The 14,626-nt window shown below is 71.4% G+C and carries 12 protein-coding genes; 7 read left to right on the forward strand and 5 right to left on the reverse strand.

All coding sequences use genetic code 11. The features are described 5' to 3' along the window. Window positions 1–12 precede the first annotated feature (12 nt). On the forward strand, window positions 13–477 hold the full coding sequence (locus RM479_RS05295) for a DUF3515 domain-containing protein (RefSeq protein ID WP_311510586.1): 465 nt from the start codon (window positions 13–15) through the stop codon (window positions 475–477). Window positions 478–594: 117 nt separating this feature from the next. Here RM479_RS05295 and RM479_RS05300 read toward each other — a convergent pair whose 3' ends face one another. Then, window positions 595–1,353 carry a DUF3105 domain-containing protein gene (locus tag RM479_RS05300; RefSeq protein ID WP_311510587.1) on the reverse strand — a complete coding sequence of 253 codons (759 nt, stop codon included), beginning with the start codon at window positions 1,351–1,353 and terminating at the stop codon, window positions 595–597. 89 nt (window positions 1,354–1,442) lie between these two features. On the opposite strand from RM479_RS05300, the gene RM479_RS05305 reads away from it, so the two are divergent. The 6 genes from RM479_RS05305 (at window position 1,443) to RM479_RS05330 (ending at window position 9,983) form a co-directional block, all read left to right on the forward strand. Beyond that, the gene (locus tag RM479_RS05305) at window positions 1,443–2,174 is read left to right on the forward strand and encodes a DUF305 domain-containing protein (RefSeq protein ID WP_311510588.1); all 732 of its coding nucleotides are present in this window, start codon (window positions 1,443–1,445) and stop codon (window positions 2,172–2,174) included. 302 nt (window positions 2,175–2,476) lie between these two features. Next, the gene (locus tag RM479_RS05310) at window positions 2,477–3,937 is read left to right on the forward strand and encodes a cytochrome ubiquinol oxidase subunit I (protein WP_311510589.1); all 1,461 of its coding nucleotides are present in this window, start codon (window positions 2,477–2,479) and stop codon (window positions 3,935–3,937) included. 12 nt (window positions 3,938–3,949) lie between these two features. Next, complete coding sequence (cydB, locus tag RM479_RS05315; protein WP_311510590.1) at window positions 3,950–5,077, forward strand: cytochrome d ubiquinol oxidase subunit II; 1,128 nt, start codon at window positions 3,950–3,952, stop codon at window positions 5,075–5,077. 128 nt (window positions 5,078–5,205) lie between these two features. Next, window positions 5,206–6,927 (forward strand): thiol reductant ABC exporter subunit CydD, encoded by a 1,722-nt coding sequence (cydD, locus tag RM479_RS05320; RefSeq protein ID WP_311510591.1) that lies wholly within the window; start codon window positions 5,206–5,208, stop codon window positions 6,925–6,927. Then, window positions 6,924–8,666, forward strand: a complete 1,743-nt coding sequence (cydC, locus tag RM479_RS05325) for a thiol reductant ABC exporter subunit CydC (protein ID WP_311510592.1) — start codon at window positions 6,924–6,926, stop codon at window positions 8,664–8,666. The genes cydD and cydC overlap by 4 nt, the downstream gene beginning before the upstream one ends. A 528-nt stretch (window positions 8,667–9,194) precedes the next feature. Then, complete coding sequence (locus tag RM479_RS05330; protein WP_311510727.1) at window positions 9,195–9,983, forward strand: EI24 domain-containing protein; 789 nt, start codon at window positions 9,195–9,197, stop codon at window positions 9,981–9,983. 51 nt (window positions 9,984–10,034) lie between these two features. Here the strand turns inward: RM479_RS05330 and RM479_RS05335 are convergent, their stop codons facing one another. From RM479_RS05335 to RM479_RS05350, 4 genes are read right to left on the reverse strand one after another with little or no spacing between them, the layout of a single operon-like run. Continuing rightward, window positions 10,035–11,159 (reverse strand): D-alanine--D-alanine ligase family protein, encoded by a 1,125-nt coding sequence (locus RM479_RS05335; RefSeq protein ID WP_311510593.1) that lies wholly within the window; start codon window positions 11,157–11,159, stop codon window positions 10,035–10,037. Between the two features lie 58 nt (window positions 11,160–11,217). Further along, window positions 11,218–12,429, reverse strand: a complete 1,212-nt coding sequence (locus RM479_RS05340) for a trans-sulfuration enzyme family protein (RefSeq protein ID WP_311510594.1) — start codon at window positions 12,427–12,429, stop codon at window positions 11,218–11,220. A 12-nt stretch (window positions 12,430–12,441) separates the two neighbouring features. Further along, the gene (locus RM479_RS05345) at window positions 12,442–13,500 is read right to left on the reverse strand and encodes an NAD(P)H-dependent glycerol-3-phosphate dehydrogenase (protein WP_311510595.1); all 1,059 of its coding nucleotides are present in this window, start codon (window positions 13,498–13,500) and stop codon (window positions 12,442–12,444) included. 2 nt (window positions 13,501–13,502) lie between these two features. Further along, a complete protein-coding gene (locus RM479_RS05350) occupies window positions 13,503–14,306 on the reverse strand; it encodes a lysophospholipid acyltransferase family protein (RefSeq protein WP_311510596.1) in 804 nt (267 codons plus the stop codon). Between the last annotated feature and the right edge of the window lie 320 nt (window positions 14,307–14,626).

Here is a 14,626-nt window from a genome sequence, read left to right on the forward strand (position 1 = left end):
TCGGAGAGTGTGGTGCGCGTACCCGCACGGTGGGCCCCGGTCCTCCTCGCCCTGGCCGCCGCGACGGGATGCGGCGCGCAGACCGTGCGCATGGAGCCCCCGCTGCCGGACGCCGCCGTCGAGGAACGGTGCGCCGCCCTGGTCGCCGACCTGCCGCGGACCCTCATGGACGCCGACCGCGTCGGGGTCCGGCCCGAGTCGGAGTTGACCGCCGCCTGGGGCGAACCGGCGATCGGCCTGCGCTGTGGTGTGGCCCGCCCCACCTCTCTGGCCCCGGACTCCCACCTCACCGAGGTCAACGGGGTCCCCTGGCTGTCCGAGCCGGCCGACGCCCCCACGGTCTTCACCGCGGTCGGCCACGAGGCCTACGTCGAACTGCTGCTCCCGCCCTCCTACGGTCCCCCCGCCCCGGCGCTCACCACCATCGGCGACCTCGTGTCCGAGCACCTGACACCCCTGCCCGACGGAGCGCTCTGAGCGACGCCCCGCCGGATCCTCGCGCCTCCGCTTCCGGGGCGTTCCGCAACGGCGGAGGGGGCGGGGCGACCGTGTCGGTCACCCCGCCCCCTCTCCTGTCACGCGTCCCGAGGGACGTTACTCGGTGTCCTCCGGGGACTCCTCGTCCTGCGGGGCGTCGCTCTCCGGAGCGTCACCCTCCTCGTCGCCCTCGGCGGGTCCGTCCATCTCCTGGGCGATGTCCTCCTCGCCCGACGAGACCAGGGCCTCGACCTCCTCGGCGGTCTCGCTGACGCCCTGGGAGCAGGCGGCACCCGGCTCGGGCACGTCCGTGCTCTGCTCGAAGGCGCGGACGAAGCGCTGGAGGTTCTCGTCCTCGGGGCTCTCGACCGCGAGCTGGCGTCCCCACGCGGAGGCGACGATGGGCGTGTCCATCTCACCCTCGTACGGGCTGACCAGCAGGTAGGACCCCTGGGTGTACAGCTGGTCGAGCTGAGCGACCTGCTCGGCCGGCAGTTCCGGGTCGTAGGCGATCCACACCGCACCGTGTTCCAGCGAGTGCACCGCGAACTCCGAGGTCACCGGGGCGGGATAGACACCGCAGTTCTGCCAGGCGCTCCAGTGGTCGCCGCCGACCGGCGGGCTCTGCTCGTAGTCGACCTTCTCCCCCGTGTCGACGTGCACGTAGGAAGCGACCTCGTACTCGGCCAGCCCCGGGATCTGGCGGCTGCGATAGTCCATGTAGAACAGGAACCCGATGAGGCCGACGACCACAACGATCGCGGTGATGACACCGGTGATGCCGAGGATCTTGCGCCGTCTCTCCTTGCGCAGCCGCTCCGCCTTGAGGGCGGCCGCCCGTTGGCGGCGCTCCTCCGCCGTCTTCTTCTTGGCCACTGGGTCTCCTGAGGTGGGTGGTGGGGCCTGAGACTTACCTATCCTCTACTTTGACATCACAGTCATGCGATTTGACCAGGGTGGTCCCCATGGAACACAAGAGCGGCACCGGCCACGAGGCCGCCGACGATGTCGACGGGGTCGACGACCTCCCGGACGCCGAACGGGAAGAGGACCTCCGCGCGGGGTTCACGGAGGAGGCGGAGCCGCGGGTCGCGTCCCTCCGCTCGACACCGATCTGGTTGACGGTGATCCTGGTCGCAGTGGCGCTCGGGCTCGGCTACCTGCTGGGACGCCCTTCGTACCCCTTGGACACCGGCGCCGACGCGGGCTTCCTGCGCGACATGAGCGTCCATCACAACCAGGCCGTGGACATGTCGATGATCGTCCTCGACAAGACCGACGACGCCGAGTTGCGGGTGATCGCCACGGACATGGCCCGCACCCAGCAGGCCCAGGTCGGGATGATGCAGGGGTGGCTGCGCGCCTGGGATCTGCCCATACGCGGGCCGGAGGCGCCGATGTCCTGGATGGCGGGCTCGGGACACGAGCACGGTGGAGAGGGCGAGGCGCCCGAGACGATGCCGGGGCTGGCGACCTCCGAGCAGATCGTCGACCTGGAGGAGGCCGAGGGGGTGGAGGCCGAGGTCCTCTTCCTGGAGTTGATGATCGCCCACCACCTGGGCGGGATCGAGATGGCCGAGGTCGAGGTGGAGCTGGGCCGCGAGGAGATGGTCGTCGGCTTCGCACAGGGCATGATCAACGCCCAGACGACCGAGGTCGAGCTGATGGAGGGCATGTTGGAGGACCGGGCCGGCTGAGCCCGGGAAGGACGTACGGCGGCGCACCCGGCGGGGGTGGGCCGCCGTCGGCGTTCCCGGCACCCGCTCGCACATGTGTCGGAGTCCACAAGCACACCCCACCCCCTCCCGAACTGTTCACGTATTCGCAGGTGAGAGCGGTGTTCGTGACTCGACTCTCACTCTCCGGACCCGACCGCACCCTCGGAATCGCCCCCCGGAGACGCCGGAAAGGCCCCCGCGCTCACCCCCTGGGGCATCTACGACAGGCTGTAGAACTACGATGTGTAGTACTACCGGAGGTCGGTACTTGAGAGGCGTATATGGAAGCCCTTGAACTCGCGCGGTGGCAGTTCGGTGTCACCACGATCTACCACTTCCTGTTCGTGCCGTTGACCATCGGCCTGTCGTTCATCGTGGCCGTCCTCCAGACGGTCTGGTACCGCACCGGCAGACACGAGTACCTCCAGGCGACCCAGTTCTTCGGGAAGCTCTTCCTCATCAACTTCGCCATGGGCGTGGTCACCGGCATCGTCCAGGAGTTCCAGTTCGGCATGAACTGGAGCGAGTACTCCCGGTTCGTCGGCGACGTCTTCGGCGCCCCGCTGGCGATGGAGGCCCTGCTCGCCTTCTTCCTGGAGTCCACCTTCATCGGCCTGTGGATCTTCGGCTGGCACCGGCTGCCCCGCGGCGTCCACCTGGCCTGCATCTGGATGGTGGCGATCGGCACCAACCTGTCGGCCTACTTCATCCTCGCCGCCAACGCCTGGATGCGCCGCCCCGTCGGTTTCGAGGTCAACCCGGAGAACGGGCGCGCCGAACTCACCGACATCTGGGCCGTCCTCGGCAACGACCAGGCCTGGTCCACCTACCTGCACACCGTCTCGGCGGCGTTCATCACCGCGGGACTGTTCGTCGTCTGCGTCAGCGCCTACAAGCTGTGGCGCAACCAGAAGCACAACGACACCGGCGTTCGCGGGGAGGCGCCGCCCGCACGGGACTTCGCCCTGTTCCGCGGCACGCTCAAGGTCGGCCTGGTCTTCACGCTCATGGCCGGGGTCATCGTCGTGTTCTCCGGCGATCACCAGGCCAAACTCGCCGCCCAGTACGAGCCCATGAAGCTCGCCGCCGCCGAGGCGCTCTGGGAGACCGAGGAGGGCGCCGCCTTCTCCGCCTTCGCGGTCGGCGACACCGAGGCCCGCTACAACCCCATCGACATCACCGTTCCGAACATCCTCAGCTTCCTCGCCACCGGCGAGTTCGACGGCGAGGTCCACGGGATGAACAACCTCCAGGAGGCCTACGAGGAGGAGTACGGCGAGGGGGACTACATCCCCAACGTCTTCGTGACCTACTGGTCGTTCCGCCTCATGATGGGTCTGGGCCTGGCCGGCGTCGGCATCGCCGCCATCGGCCTGTGGCTCACGCGGGGCCGGGACCGGACACCCTCGGTCGACGGTCCGCTGACCCGGTGGTTCTACCCGCTCGCGATGTTCGCCCTGCCCGCCGCGCTGGCCGCCAACATCTTCGGCTGGGTGCTCACGGAGATGGGCCGCCAGCCCTGGACCGTGCACGGCTACCTGCTCACCGCCGCCAGCGTCTCACCCGGGGTGAGCCTGGGGACGGTCGCGATGAGCCTGTCGCTGTTCACCCTCATCTACGGCGTCCTCGCCGTCGTCGAGGTCGGGCTGTTGGTCAAGTACATCAAGGCCGGCCCGTCCCACCTCGTCCCCGACCTCGAAGAGGACGGCGACGAAGCGCAGATCCCCCACTTCAGCTACTAGGAGCCCAGGACCATGGATCTGGCCGTCATCTGGTTCATCGCCATCTCGGTCCTGTGGATCGGGTACTTCGTCCTGGAGGGATTCGACTTCGGGGTCGGCACCCTGCTGCCGTTCATGGGCAGGCGGGACTCCGTCGACCGCCGCGTGACCATCAACTCGATCGGTCCGGTGTGGGACGCCAACGAGGTGTGGCTGCTCACCGCGGGCGGCGCCATGTTCGCCGCCTTCCCGGCCTGGTACGCGTCGCTGTTCAGCGGGTTCTACATCCCGCTGTTCCTCATCCTCATCGCGCTGATCCTGCGCGGGGTGGCCTTCGAGTACCGGGGCAAGCGCGACGACTCCACCTGGCGACTGTGGTGGGACCGGGCCATCTTCTTCGGCAGCGCCGCCCCCGCCCTGCTGTGGGGCGTCGCGTTCGCCAACATCGTCCAGGGCGTGGCCATGGACTCCGACCACATCGTCACCGCCTCGCTCGTCGACCTGCTCAACCCGTACGCGCTGCTGGGCGGTCTCACCACGCTGTCCCTGTTCACGCTGCACGGCGCGGTGTTCCTGAGCCTGAAGACCGACGGGCCGGTCCGGGTCCGTGCCCGCACGGCCGCGCTGCGCACCGCCTACGTCGCGGTGCCCGCCGGTGCCGCCTTCCTGATGTGGACGCAGCTCGCCCACGGCAAGGCGTGGACCTGGCCGCTCGTCCTCATCGCCGCGGCGACCCTGGTGGGCGGGGTCGCGGCGGTCCATGCCCGGCGCGAGGGACTCGCGTTCGGGCTCATGGTCGCGACCATCGTGTCCGCGGTCGTGACCCTGTTCGGGTCGTTGTTCCCGAACGTGCTGCCCTCCGTCACCGACCCCGCGTTCAGCCTCACCGTCGAGAACGCCTCCTCCGCGGACTACACGCTCACCGTCATGACGTGGGTCGCGGTGGTGTTCCTGCCCTTGGTGCTCGTCTACCAGGGGTGGAGCTACTGGGTGTTCCGCAAGCGCGTCACCGGCGCCACCGTCACGGGCGCGACCGTCACCGGGGACACCGTCGGCACGGAGACGGCCGCCAGGGGGGACATCGTCATCCCGGAGGTGACCACCGCCGAGGGCACCACCGGCACGAGGAGGACCGCCACCGAGGACACCGTCGACACCTGATCCCGGGCACACCGACGGGCACGACCCCCTCCCCCACCGCCCGGGGCGGGGGTCGTGCCGTTCCCGGGCCCCATCGGCCAGACTGGGCGTGCGCCCGCACCCGCTCCCTCCCAACGACCCGAGGTCCCATGAAACCGCTCGATCCGCGCCTGGTGCGCACCGCCGGCGCGGTCCGCGTCCACCTGGCCGTCTCCGTGCTCAGCGGGGTGGTGATCACCGGCCTGATCCTGGTCCAGGCATGGCTGCTCGCCCACGTCATCACCGGGGCCTTCGCGGGCACCGGCTTCGACGCCCTGGCCTGGGCGATCACCGCCGTCGGCGGGATCGCCGTCGCGCGCGCCCTGCTGGCGTACCTGGCCGAGACGTCGGCGCTGCACAGCGCCGCGCGCACCAAGTCGATCCTGCGGCGGAGGCTGATCGCCCACGTCACCGGCAGGGGAACGGTGTGGACGGCCGAACGCGGCGCGGACGGCGGCGACTCCCCCAAGGCCGGGGAGCTGGTCACCCTCGCCACCCGGGGACTGGACGCCCTCGACGACTACTTCGCCCGCTACCTGCCCCAACTGGTGCTGTCGGCGATCGTGCCGGTGGCCGTCCTGGTCGTGGTCTTCTGGGCCGACTGGATCTCCGGGATCGTCATCCTGGTGACGGTGCCGCTGATCCCGGTCTTCATGGCGCTCATCGGCATGCACACCCAGAGCCGGACCGAACGGCAGTGGCGGCTGCTGAGCCGGCTCGGCGGACACTTCCTCGACGTGGTCGAGGGGCTGCCGACCCTGGCGGTGTTCCGGCGGGCCAAGGCGCAGGCCGAGCTCATCCGCCGGGTCGGCGAGGAGCACCGCAAGGCGACCATGGGGACGCTGCGGATCGCGTTCCTGTCGGCGTTCGCCCTGGAGTTGCTGGCCACGCTGGCGGTGGCGCTGGTCGCGGTCGAGGTCGGTCTGCGGCTGCTGGGCGGGCACATGGACTACCAGACCGCGCTGCTGGTGCTGATCCTGGCGCCGGAGGCCTACCTGCCGCTGCGCGAGGTCGGCGCCCGGTTCCACGCCAGCATGGAGGGCGTGGCCGCCGCGGACCAGGTGTTCACCGAACTGGAGCGCCGCGAAGGGGAGGGCGGGAAGGACCCCGCGCCGACCGGCCTGCGCGCCCCCGCGAGCGGCGGTGATCTGCGCCTGACCGGTGTGGGGATGCGCTACCCGGGGCGGGACCTGCCGGCCCTGTCCGGAGTCGACCTGCGGGTGGACTCCGGGGAGCGGGTGCTGCTCACCGGGCCCAGCGGTTCGGGCAAGACCACCCTGTTGTCGTTGCTGCTGCGGATGAACGCCCCCACCGAGGGGCGGATCGAGGTCCGTGCCCCGGACGGCGCCTGGGAGGATCTGGCGGCGGTCCCCGCCGACGACTGGCGGTTGGGCATCGCCTGGGTGCCCCAGCACCCCTACCTGTTCGACGTCTCGGTGGCCGACAACATCCGGTTGGGCGCCCCCGACACCCCCCTGGAACGGGTCCGGGAGGCGGCCCGGCTCGCCGAGGCCGACGGGTTCGTGTCCGCGTTGCCCGACGGGTACGACACCCGGCTCGGCGAACGCGGCACCCGGCTCTCCGCCGGACAGCGCCAACGGATCGCGCTGGCCCGGGCGTTCTGCCGGGACGCGCCCCTGGTGCTGCTCGACGAACCCACCGCCCACCTGGACCCGGAGAACGCCGCGGCGGTGCGCACCGCCGTCGGGCGCCTCCTGGAGGGGCGCACCGCGATCATCGTCGCCCATGACACGGGCTGGGCCCGGGCCGTTCTCGGCGCCCGGGTCGTGGAACTGCCGCTGCACGGCCGTGAAGGGGTCATCACCGGATGAACACGATCGAGACCGAGCACCGCCGCGGTCCCCTCCTGCGGATGATCGCCCTGGCCAGGCCCAGGACCGGACGGTTCGCTCTGGGGGTGCTGCTCGGCGCCTTCGCCACCGGCTCCGGGGTGACCCTCCTGGGTGTGGCCGCGTGGATGCTGGCCACCGCGGCCTCGCACCCGCCGTTGACCGCCCTGGGGATCTCGGTGGTCGCCACCCGGGCGCTGGGCGTGGGCAAGGGGGTGAGCCGGTACCTGGAACGGTTGGTGACCCACGACGCGGCGTTCCGTACCCTGGCCGAGGTGCGGGTGCGGGTGTACGGCAGGCTCGCCGCCACCGAACCCTTCGGCCGGTTCCGCTCCGGCGACCTGCTCTCCCGGGTGGTCAACGACACCGAGGCGACACTCGACCTGCTGGTGCGCGGGCTGACCCCACCACTGATCTCCCTGGTCACCGGTGGCGCGACCGTCCTCATCATCACGGCCGTGTACGCGCCCGGCGGGCTCCTCCTCGCCCTGGGCCTCCTGCTGGCGGGGCTCGCGGTGCCGGTGGCGTCCGCCGCTCTGGGCCGGGCGCCGGGGCGCCGTCAGGCGGTGGCGCGCGGGCGGCTGTCGACGTCCCTGGTCGACACCCTGCACGGAGCGCCGGACCTGATCGCCTACGGGGCGATGGACCGACAGGTCGCCCGCGTGTACGAGGCCGACGACGAACTCACCCGGATGGCCCGGCGCGACGCGGCGATCCTCGGTCTGGGTGCGGGCGCCACCGCCCTGATCACGGGGGCGACCGTGTGGGGCGCGCTCTTCCTGGGAGTGGTGGCCGTCGAGGGCGGCGACCTGGACGCGGTCTCCCTGGCGGTCCTGGTGCTGGTCACCCTCGCGGCGTTCGAGATCGTCGCCCCGCTGCCCGCCGTCGCCGCCAGGCTGGGGGCGATCCGCGAGAGCGGGATCCGGCTGTTCGGGGTGCTGGACACCCCGGAGTCGGTCGCCCCGGCCACCCGCACGGGGCTGGACCCCGAGGGGGACTCCACCGTCCGCGTCCGCGACCTGCGGGTGCGCTACGGGCCGGACGAACCGTGGGCGTTGGACGGTGTCGACCTGGACATCCCCGCAGGGGAGACGATCGCGGTGGTGGGACCCAGTGGGGCGGGCAAGAGCACGCTCGCGTCCGTCCTGTTGCGCTTCCGCGACCCCGACGGGGGCCGGGTGGAGATCGGCGGGACCGACATCACGGAGTACCCGGCCGACGAGGTGCGCGCGGTCGTGTCGGGGGTGCCCCAGGACCCCCACGTGTTCGCGTCCACCCTGCGCGAGAACCTCAGGCTGGCCCGGCCGGACTCCACCGAGGACGACCTGTGGGCGGCGCTGCGCCGGGCCCGCCTGGCCGACGAGGTGGCGGCGACGCCCGACGGGCTGGACACCCGGGTGGGCACCCACGGGCTGGGACTCAGCGGCGGGATGGTGCAGCGGCTGGCGCTGGCCCGCGCCCTGCTGGCCGCGCCCCGGGTGCTGGTGCTGGACGAGCCCACCGCCCACCTGGACCCGGACACCCGGGACGCGGTGGTGGACGACCTGCTGTCGGCGACCGAGGGGTACTCGACGCTGCTCATCACCCACGACCTCACCGGCCTGGACCGGGTGGACCGCATCCACGTGGTCCGTGACGGACGGGTGATCCAGTCGGGCACGCACACCGAACTGCTGGCCCGCGAGGGCTGGTACCGGGACGTCCACCCCGACCTCGGCTGAGCGGCCCCTCCGCCGCCACGTCCACCGCGAGCGGCTCGGGAGCCGCACGCTCCCGCCCCGCACGGCCCCGGCCACCTCGCCGTGGTCGTGGCCGTCGGGGTGGGAGGACAATGGGAGGACGACACGTCGGCATCGTCGCCGACCGAGCCGTTGCGCGCCCCGGAGGAGAAACCGGCCACACGAGGGTGAACGGTCACAGGTCCCCGTCCCCGCGGCGTGCCGGACCACGGCGGTGGCGGTCCCGATGGGAGCGGTTCGGGGAAAGCGGGGGCGGGCCGGCAGGGCGGGCGGGGGTTGCCCTAATGTTCCAGCGTGGCCGATCCCGTTCCCGACTTCCCCACCTCACTGGAAGCCTGCGGTGCGCCACCGCGACCTTGTACGCCGTCCGTATGCGAAGGATTCACACCGAGGAGAGGCGTGAGTAAGGCGAATCAGAGAAGTGCGGGTGGGCCGTCCCAGGTTCCTCCCCGACGAGAGAGACAGGGCGTCCTCCAGGGGTTCGGCGAAGTCCTCGGCGGAGCCGGCGCGCTGGCGCGCGGCTTCGTTCTGCTGTTGCGCAGACCGCGCCTGTTCGTCCTGGGCGCGCTCCCCGCGCTGATCACGTCACTGCTGTTCCTGGCGTTGTTCGTGGTCCTGGTGATCAACCTGACCGACCTGGCCGAGTGGGCGACCCCGTTCGCCGCCGACTGGGACACCATCTGGCGGAACCTGATCCGCGGCGCGGTGGCCGTCGGCGTCCTGGCGGGCACGGTCCTGGTGATGGTGGTGTCCTTCACCACGATCACGCTGGCGTTGGGCGCCCCGATCTACGACAAGATCACCGAGCTGGTCGAGGAGGAGCTCGGCAACGCCCCCGCCGAGTCCGACGAGTCGTTCTGGTCGTCGCTGGGGCGGTCGATCCGGCAGTCGCTGGTCATCATCATCGCCTCCCTGCTGGTGACGATCCTGGTGTTCTTCATCGGCCTCGTCCCGCTGGCCGGTCAGGTCATCGGCCCGGTGCTGGCCGCCCTGCTGGGCGGCTGGCTGCTGGGGATCGAGCTGGTGGCGGGCGCGTTCGACCGCCGCCGCCTCATCACCATCAAGGAGCGCCGCCGGTGGATGGGCACCAGGCGACTGCGGGTGCTGGGGTTCACCGTGCCCACCTACCTGCTGTTGGCGATCCCGTTCGTGGCCGTGGTGGTGTTCCCGGCTGCCGCGGCCGGCGGCACCATCCTGGCCCGTGAGCTGCTCGGGGTACCCGAGGCCCCCGAGGGCGTCCGAGGGGCCCCCGAGAACCCGCGGATCCCTCCGCCCCCGGCACCGCCCCAGGGCGCCTGAACACGCGCGAGGGGCGGGCGACACCATGGTCGTCCGCCCCTCGTGCGAGGGTCAGCGCAGGCCGGGCGAGCGGCGCAGGGCCGTGGTGATCATCCGCTCCACGAGCGTCGCGTAGTCCACATCCGTGGCGGCCCACATCTGTGGGAAGGCCGACGCCGGGGTGAACCCGGGCATGGTGTTGAGCTCGTTGACGAGGATCCCGCCGTCCTCGGTGTAGAAGAAGTCCACCCGGGCCAGCCCTTCGCAGCCCATCGCCTCGAACACCTCGGCGGCCAGGGCGCGCAGACGGGCCGTGACCTCCTCGGGGATCTCCGCGGGGATGGTGAGGCCGCTGGTGGACAGGTACTTGGCCTCGAAGTCGTAGAAGTCGAAACCCTCCGCCACGTGCACCTCGGCCGGGAAGGACACGTCGGGGATCCCGCCGTCCTCGGCCTCCAGCACGCCGCACTCGATCTCGCGGCCGATGACCTGGGCCTCGACCAGCACCTTCGGGTCGTGTTCGCGGGCCGCCTCGACGGCGGCGATCACCGCGTCGGTGTCGGAGGAGTCGCGCACCTTGCTGATGCCCACGCTGCTGCCGGCCCGGGCGGGCTTGACGAACACCGTCTCCCCGAGTTCGGCGATGTCGTCCAGCACCTTCTTGCGCTCGGTGCGCCAGGCCCGATCGGTGACGGCGACGTAGTCACTGGTCGGAATGCCGTTGCCGGTGAGGATGGCCTTCATGAAGACCTTGTCCATGGCGGCGGCGCTGGAGAACACGCCGGCGCCCGCGTAACGCACGCCCATCATCTCGAACAGCCCCTGGATGGTGCCGTCCTCACCGAACGGACCGTGCAGCAGGGGCAGCACCACGTCGACCTCGGACAGGCGGGCGGGCCCCTCCCCCGGGTCGACGATCATCAGCTGTCCGGCGGAGTCGAACGGCAGGGCCAACCCCTTGCCGTCCTCGGGCACCTCGGGCAGGGCCTTGGTGCCCTCCTCGATGCGCAGGTGTTCGGGGTCACCGGAGGTCAGCACCCAGTTGCCGGTCTTGGTGATGCCGACCGGCACGACCTCGTAGCGGTCGTGGTCGATCACCGACAGGACGCTGCCCGCGGTGACGCAGGAGATCTCGTGCTCGGAACTGCGACCGCCGAAGACGACGGCGACCCGAATCCTTCGCTGCTCGGACGACATGGTGGTGACCCTCTTGCTCGTTACCGGATCGGCCGGGGGTTCTCCCCTGCCGTGTGTGTCAGTTGTCCCCGCCGAGGGCCGCCAGGGCGTCCTCGACGAGGTCCCGGGGATCCTCCAGGCCGATGGAGAACCGCACCGCACCCGGTGAGATGCCGGCGGCCGCCAGTTCGACGTCGTTCATGTTCCGGTGCGACGTGGAGGCGACGTGACCGGCCAGGGTGTGGGTCCCGCCCAGGGAGGCGGCGATGGTCGCGACCCGCAACCGGTCGGCGAAGGCCATGCCCGCCTCCCAGCCGCCGCGCGGGTGGACCGTGACGACCGCCCCGTGGCGTCCGGGGTCGAACAGCTTGGCGGCGAGCCGGGCCTGCGGGTGCGAGTCCAGGGACGGGTGGTCGACCCGCTCCACGAGCGGGTGCCCCTCCAGCGCGGCGGCGAAGGTCGCCGCGGTCTCGCACTGGCGCTGGACCCGCAGCGGGAGCGTCTCCAGCCCCCGGTGGAGCAGGTAGGCCTCGTCGGGGGCCAGGCAGGGCCCCAGGTCCACGCGCGCCGAACGGATCCGGTCGATGAGGGAGGGCGCGGCCACGGCCACGCCCCCGGTGGTGTCGCTGTGTCCGCCGATGTACTTGGTGGCCGAGTGCACGACGACGTCGGCGCCGTGCTCCAGAGGACGGCACACCGCCGGGGAGGCGAAGGTGGAGTCCACCACGAGGGCGGCCCCGGCCTCCCGGGCGATCCGCGCGAGCCCGGGCAGGTCGGAGACGGTCATGGTGGGGTTGGACAGGGTCTCGGTGAACAGCACCCGGGTTTCGGGGCGCACGGCGGCGCGCACCGCCTCCAGGTCGGTGACGTCCACGAAGTCGGTCCGCACCCCGAACCGGCGCAGCAGGCGGTCGAGCAGCGAGTAGGTGTTGCCGTAGATGGAGCGCGCCGCCACCACGTGGGCGCCCGCCTCGGTGAGCGCCAGGAACACTGTGCTCAGCGCGCCCATGCCGGAGGAGAACGCCTGGCCGCGCACCCGATCGGGCAGCCCGACGCCCTCCAGCGCCGCGACGGCCTCGGCGAAGGCGTCCACGGTGGGGCTGTCGATGCGGGCGTAGGAGTAGCCGGGAAGGGTGCCGGCCAGGACGTCCGCGTAGTCCTGGGAGGTGTCGAAGGCGTAGGTGGTGGCCCGGTGGACCGGCATCCGCAGGGGACGTTCGGCGGGCACGGCGGCATGCGGAAGGGAGACCGCACGGGTGTGCTCACCCCCGTCAGCGGGTGTGTACGACATCGCTGCTCGCTCTCAGACCCCGTACCGCTCGGGTTTGGCACTGCGCGACATGAACGCGATGAGTGCCTCGGCGGGGCTCAGGTCGTGGTGCATCATCTTGACGACGGCCTCGGTGATCGGCAGGTCGACCCCGTGGGCCCAGCCGAGTTCGAGGACCGACTCGGAGGACTTGACCCCCTCGGCCGTCTGCCGGGTCTCGGCGACGACCTGCTCAAGGGTCTTACCCTTGCCCAGTTTCTCACCGAAGGTCCGGTTCCGCGACAGCGGAGAGGAGCATGTCGCGACGAGGTCTCCCATACCGGCCAGGCCGGACAGGGTGTGCTCGTCGGCGCCCAGGGTCACCGCCAGGCGGGTGGTCTCGGCCAGACCCCGGGTGATGAGGGACGCCTTGGTGTTGTCGCCGAAGCCCATGCCCTCGGCCACGCCGACGGCCAGCGCGATGACGTTCTTCATGGCGCCGCCGATCTCCACGCCCACCAGGTCGGTGCTCGTGTAGGGGCGGAAGTAGGGGGCCTTGAACAACCCCTGGAGGCGGACGGCCGTCTCCTCGTGCGGACAGGCCACCACGGCGGTCGCGGGCTGGCGCTCGGCGATCTCCCGGGCCAGGTTGGGGCCGGACACCACGGCGATGCGCTCGGCGGGCAGTTCCAGCGCCTCGGCGATGATCTGGGAGGCGGTCAGGTGGGTGCCGAGTTCGACGCCCTTCATGAGGCTGACGACGACGGCGTCCTCACGCAGGTGCCCGCGCCACTCGGCGAGGTTGGCCCGCAGCGACTGGGTGGGCACCGCCAGGACCACGACGTCGGCGTCGGTGAGCGCCTTGACGGCGTCGGTGGTGGCGCTCAGTCGCGGGTTGAGCGTCAACCCCGGCAGGTAGTCGGGGTTCTCCGAGGTCCGGTTGACGGCGTCGACCACCGCGGCCCGCCGCCCCCACAGGACGACCTCGACGTCGGGACCGTCGGGGTTCTGCGCCAGGGTCTGGACGGCGGCGTCCGCGACGACGTTCGCGAACACGGTGCCCCACGAACCGGCGCCCAGGACGGCGACCCGTACGTTGTCGTTGCCCGCCACCGTCACTCTCCCGCACCCTTCGTGGCGTTGTCGCCGTCGGAGGCCTCGTCGGCCGCCCCCGCCCGCTTCCTCTCGGCCTCGGCCGCCTCCAGCCGCGCGCGCTTGAGGTCGTAGCGCACGGCGGGCGGCTCCTCTCCGCGGATCTTCGCCTGGAGGGCGGTGATGTCGTCCATGATCACGTCGGTGGCCTCCTTCAGGACGCTCGCCGTCAGCGGCTCGCCCTTGAACCGGTCCAGGTCCACCGGGGGACCGGCCAGGAACTGGAGGCGCTTGCGCGGGAACAGGCTGGGCTTCTTCGCGCCGTAGGGCAGGAGGTGCTGCTCGCCCCAGTGCGCCACCGGGACCACCGGGACGCCGGTGGTGAGGGCCAGCCGGGCGACCCCGGTCTTGGCGCTCATGGGCCACAGTTCCGGGTCGCGGGTGCAGGTGCCCTCGGGGTAGAAGATCACCGAGCAGCCGTCGCGGGTGAGCGCCAGCTCGGCCTCCCGGAGAGCCTTGACCGCGTCGGTGGTGCCGCGCTTGACCGGGATCTGACCGGTGCTCTTGGCGACCGACCGGACCACGGGGATCTTCATGACCCCGTCCTTCATGGTGAAGGTCGGCCAGCGGCGGGCCCCGATGTAGAGGAAGTGCGCCACCGTCAGCGGGTCGGTCAGCGACAGGTGGTTGGTGGCGATGATGACGCCGCCCTGGGCCGGAACGTTCTCGGTGCCCTTCCACTCCGGCTTGGTGATGAACCACAGCACGAATCGGACGATCCGGGAGACGACCGCCTTCACCCATCGCGATTCTCGTTGCTTGGTCACGGGACTCCTCATTCCATCGCTCCCGGGTCCCTACCGGACCACGAAGCACAATCGGTTCAGTTTAGGACGTGTTCGACAGGCGCTCGCCCTGCTCCGGGGCACGACGGGCACGGACGCCCGCCACGGCTCCCGGCGGACGGCCCACGGCCGCGGACCCCTCTTCCGGGCTCCTTCTCCGGCCTCGCGCCGACCGGGCCCCGACACCGCTCGCGACGGACGCCCCCGCGGAACACATCCCAGGGCGCCCGCGCCGCGCCGACCCCGAGGACCTACCCTCGTCACTGTCGTGGCCGTACGAACGTCCCGGGGGGAGAGTGTGA

The sequence above is a fragment of the Nocardiopsis lambiniae genome, from assembly GCF_031845465.1.
GTDB classification, from domain to species: Bacteria; Actinomycetota; Actinomycetes; order Streptosporangiales; family Streptosporangiaceae; genus Nocardiopsis; species Nocardiopsis lambiniae.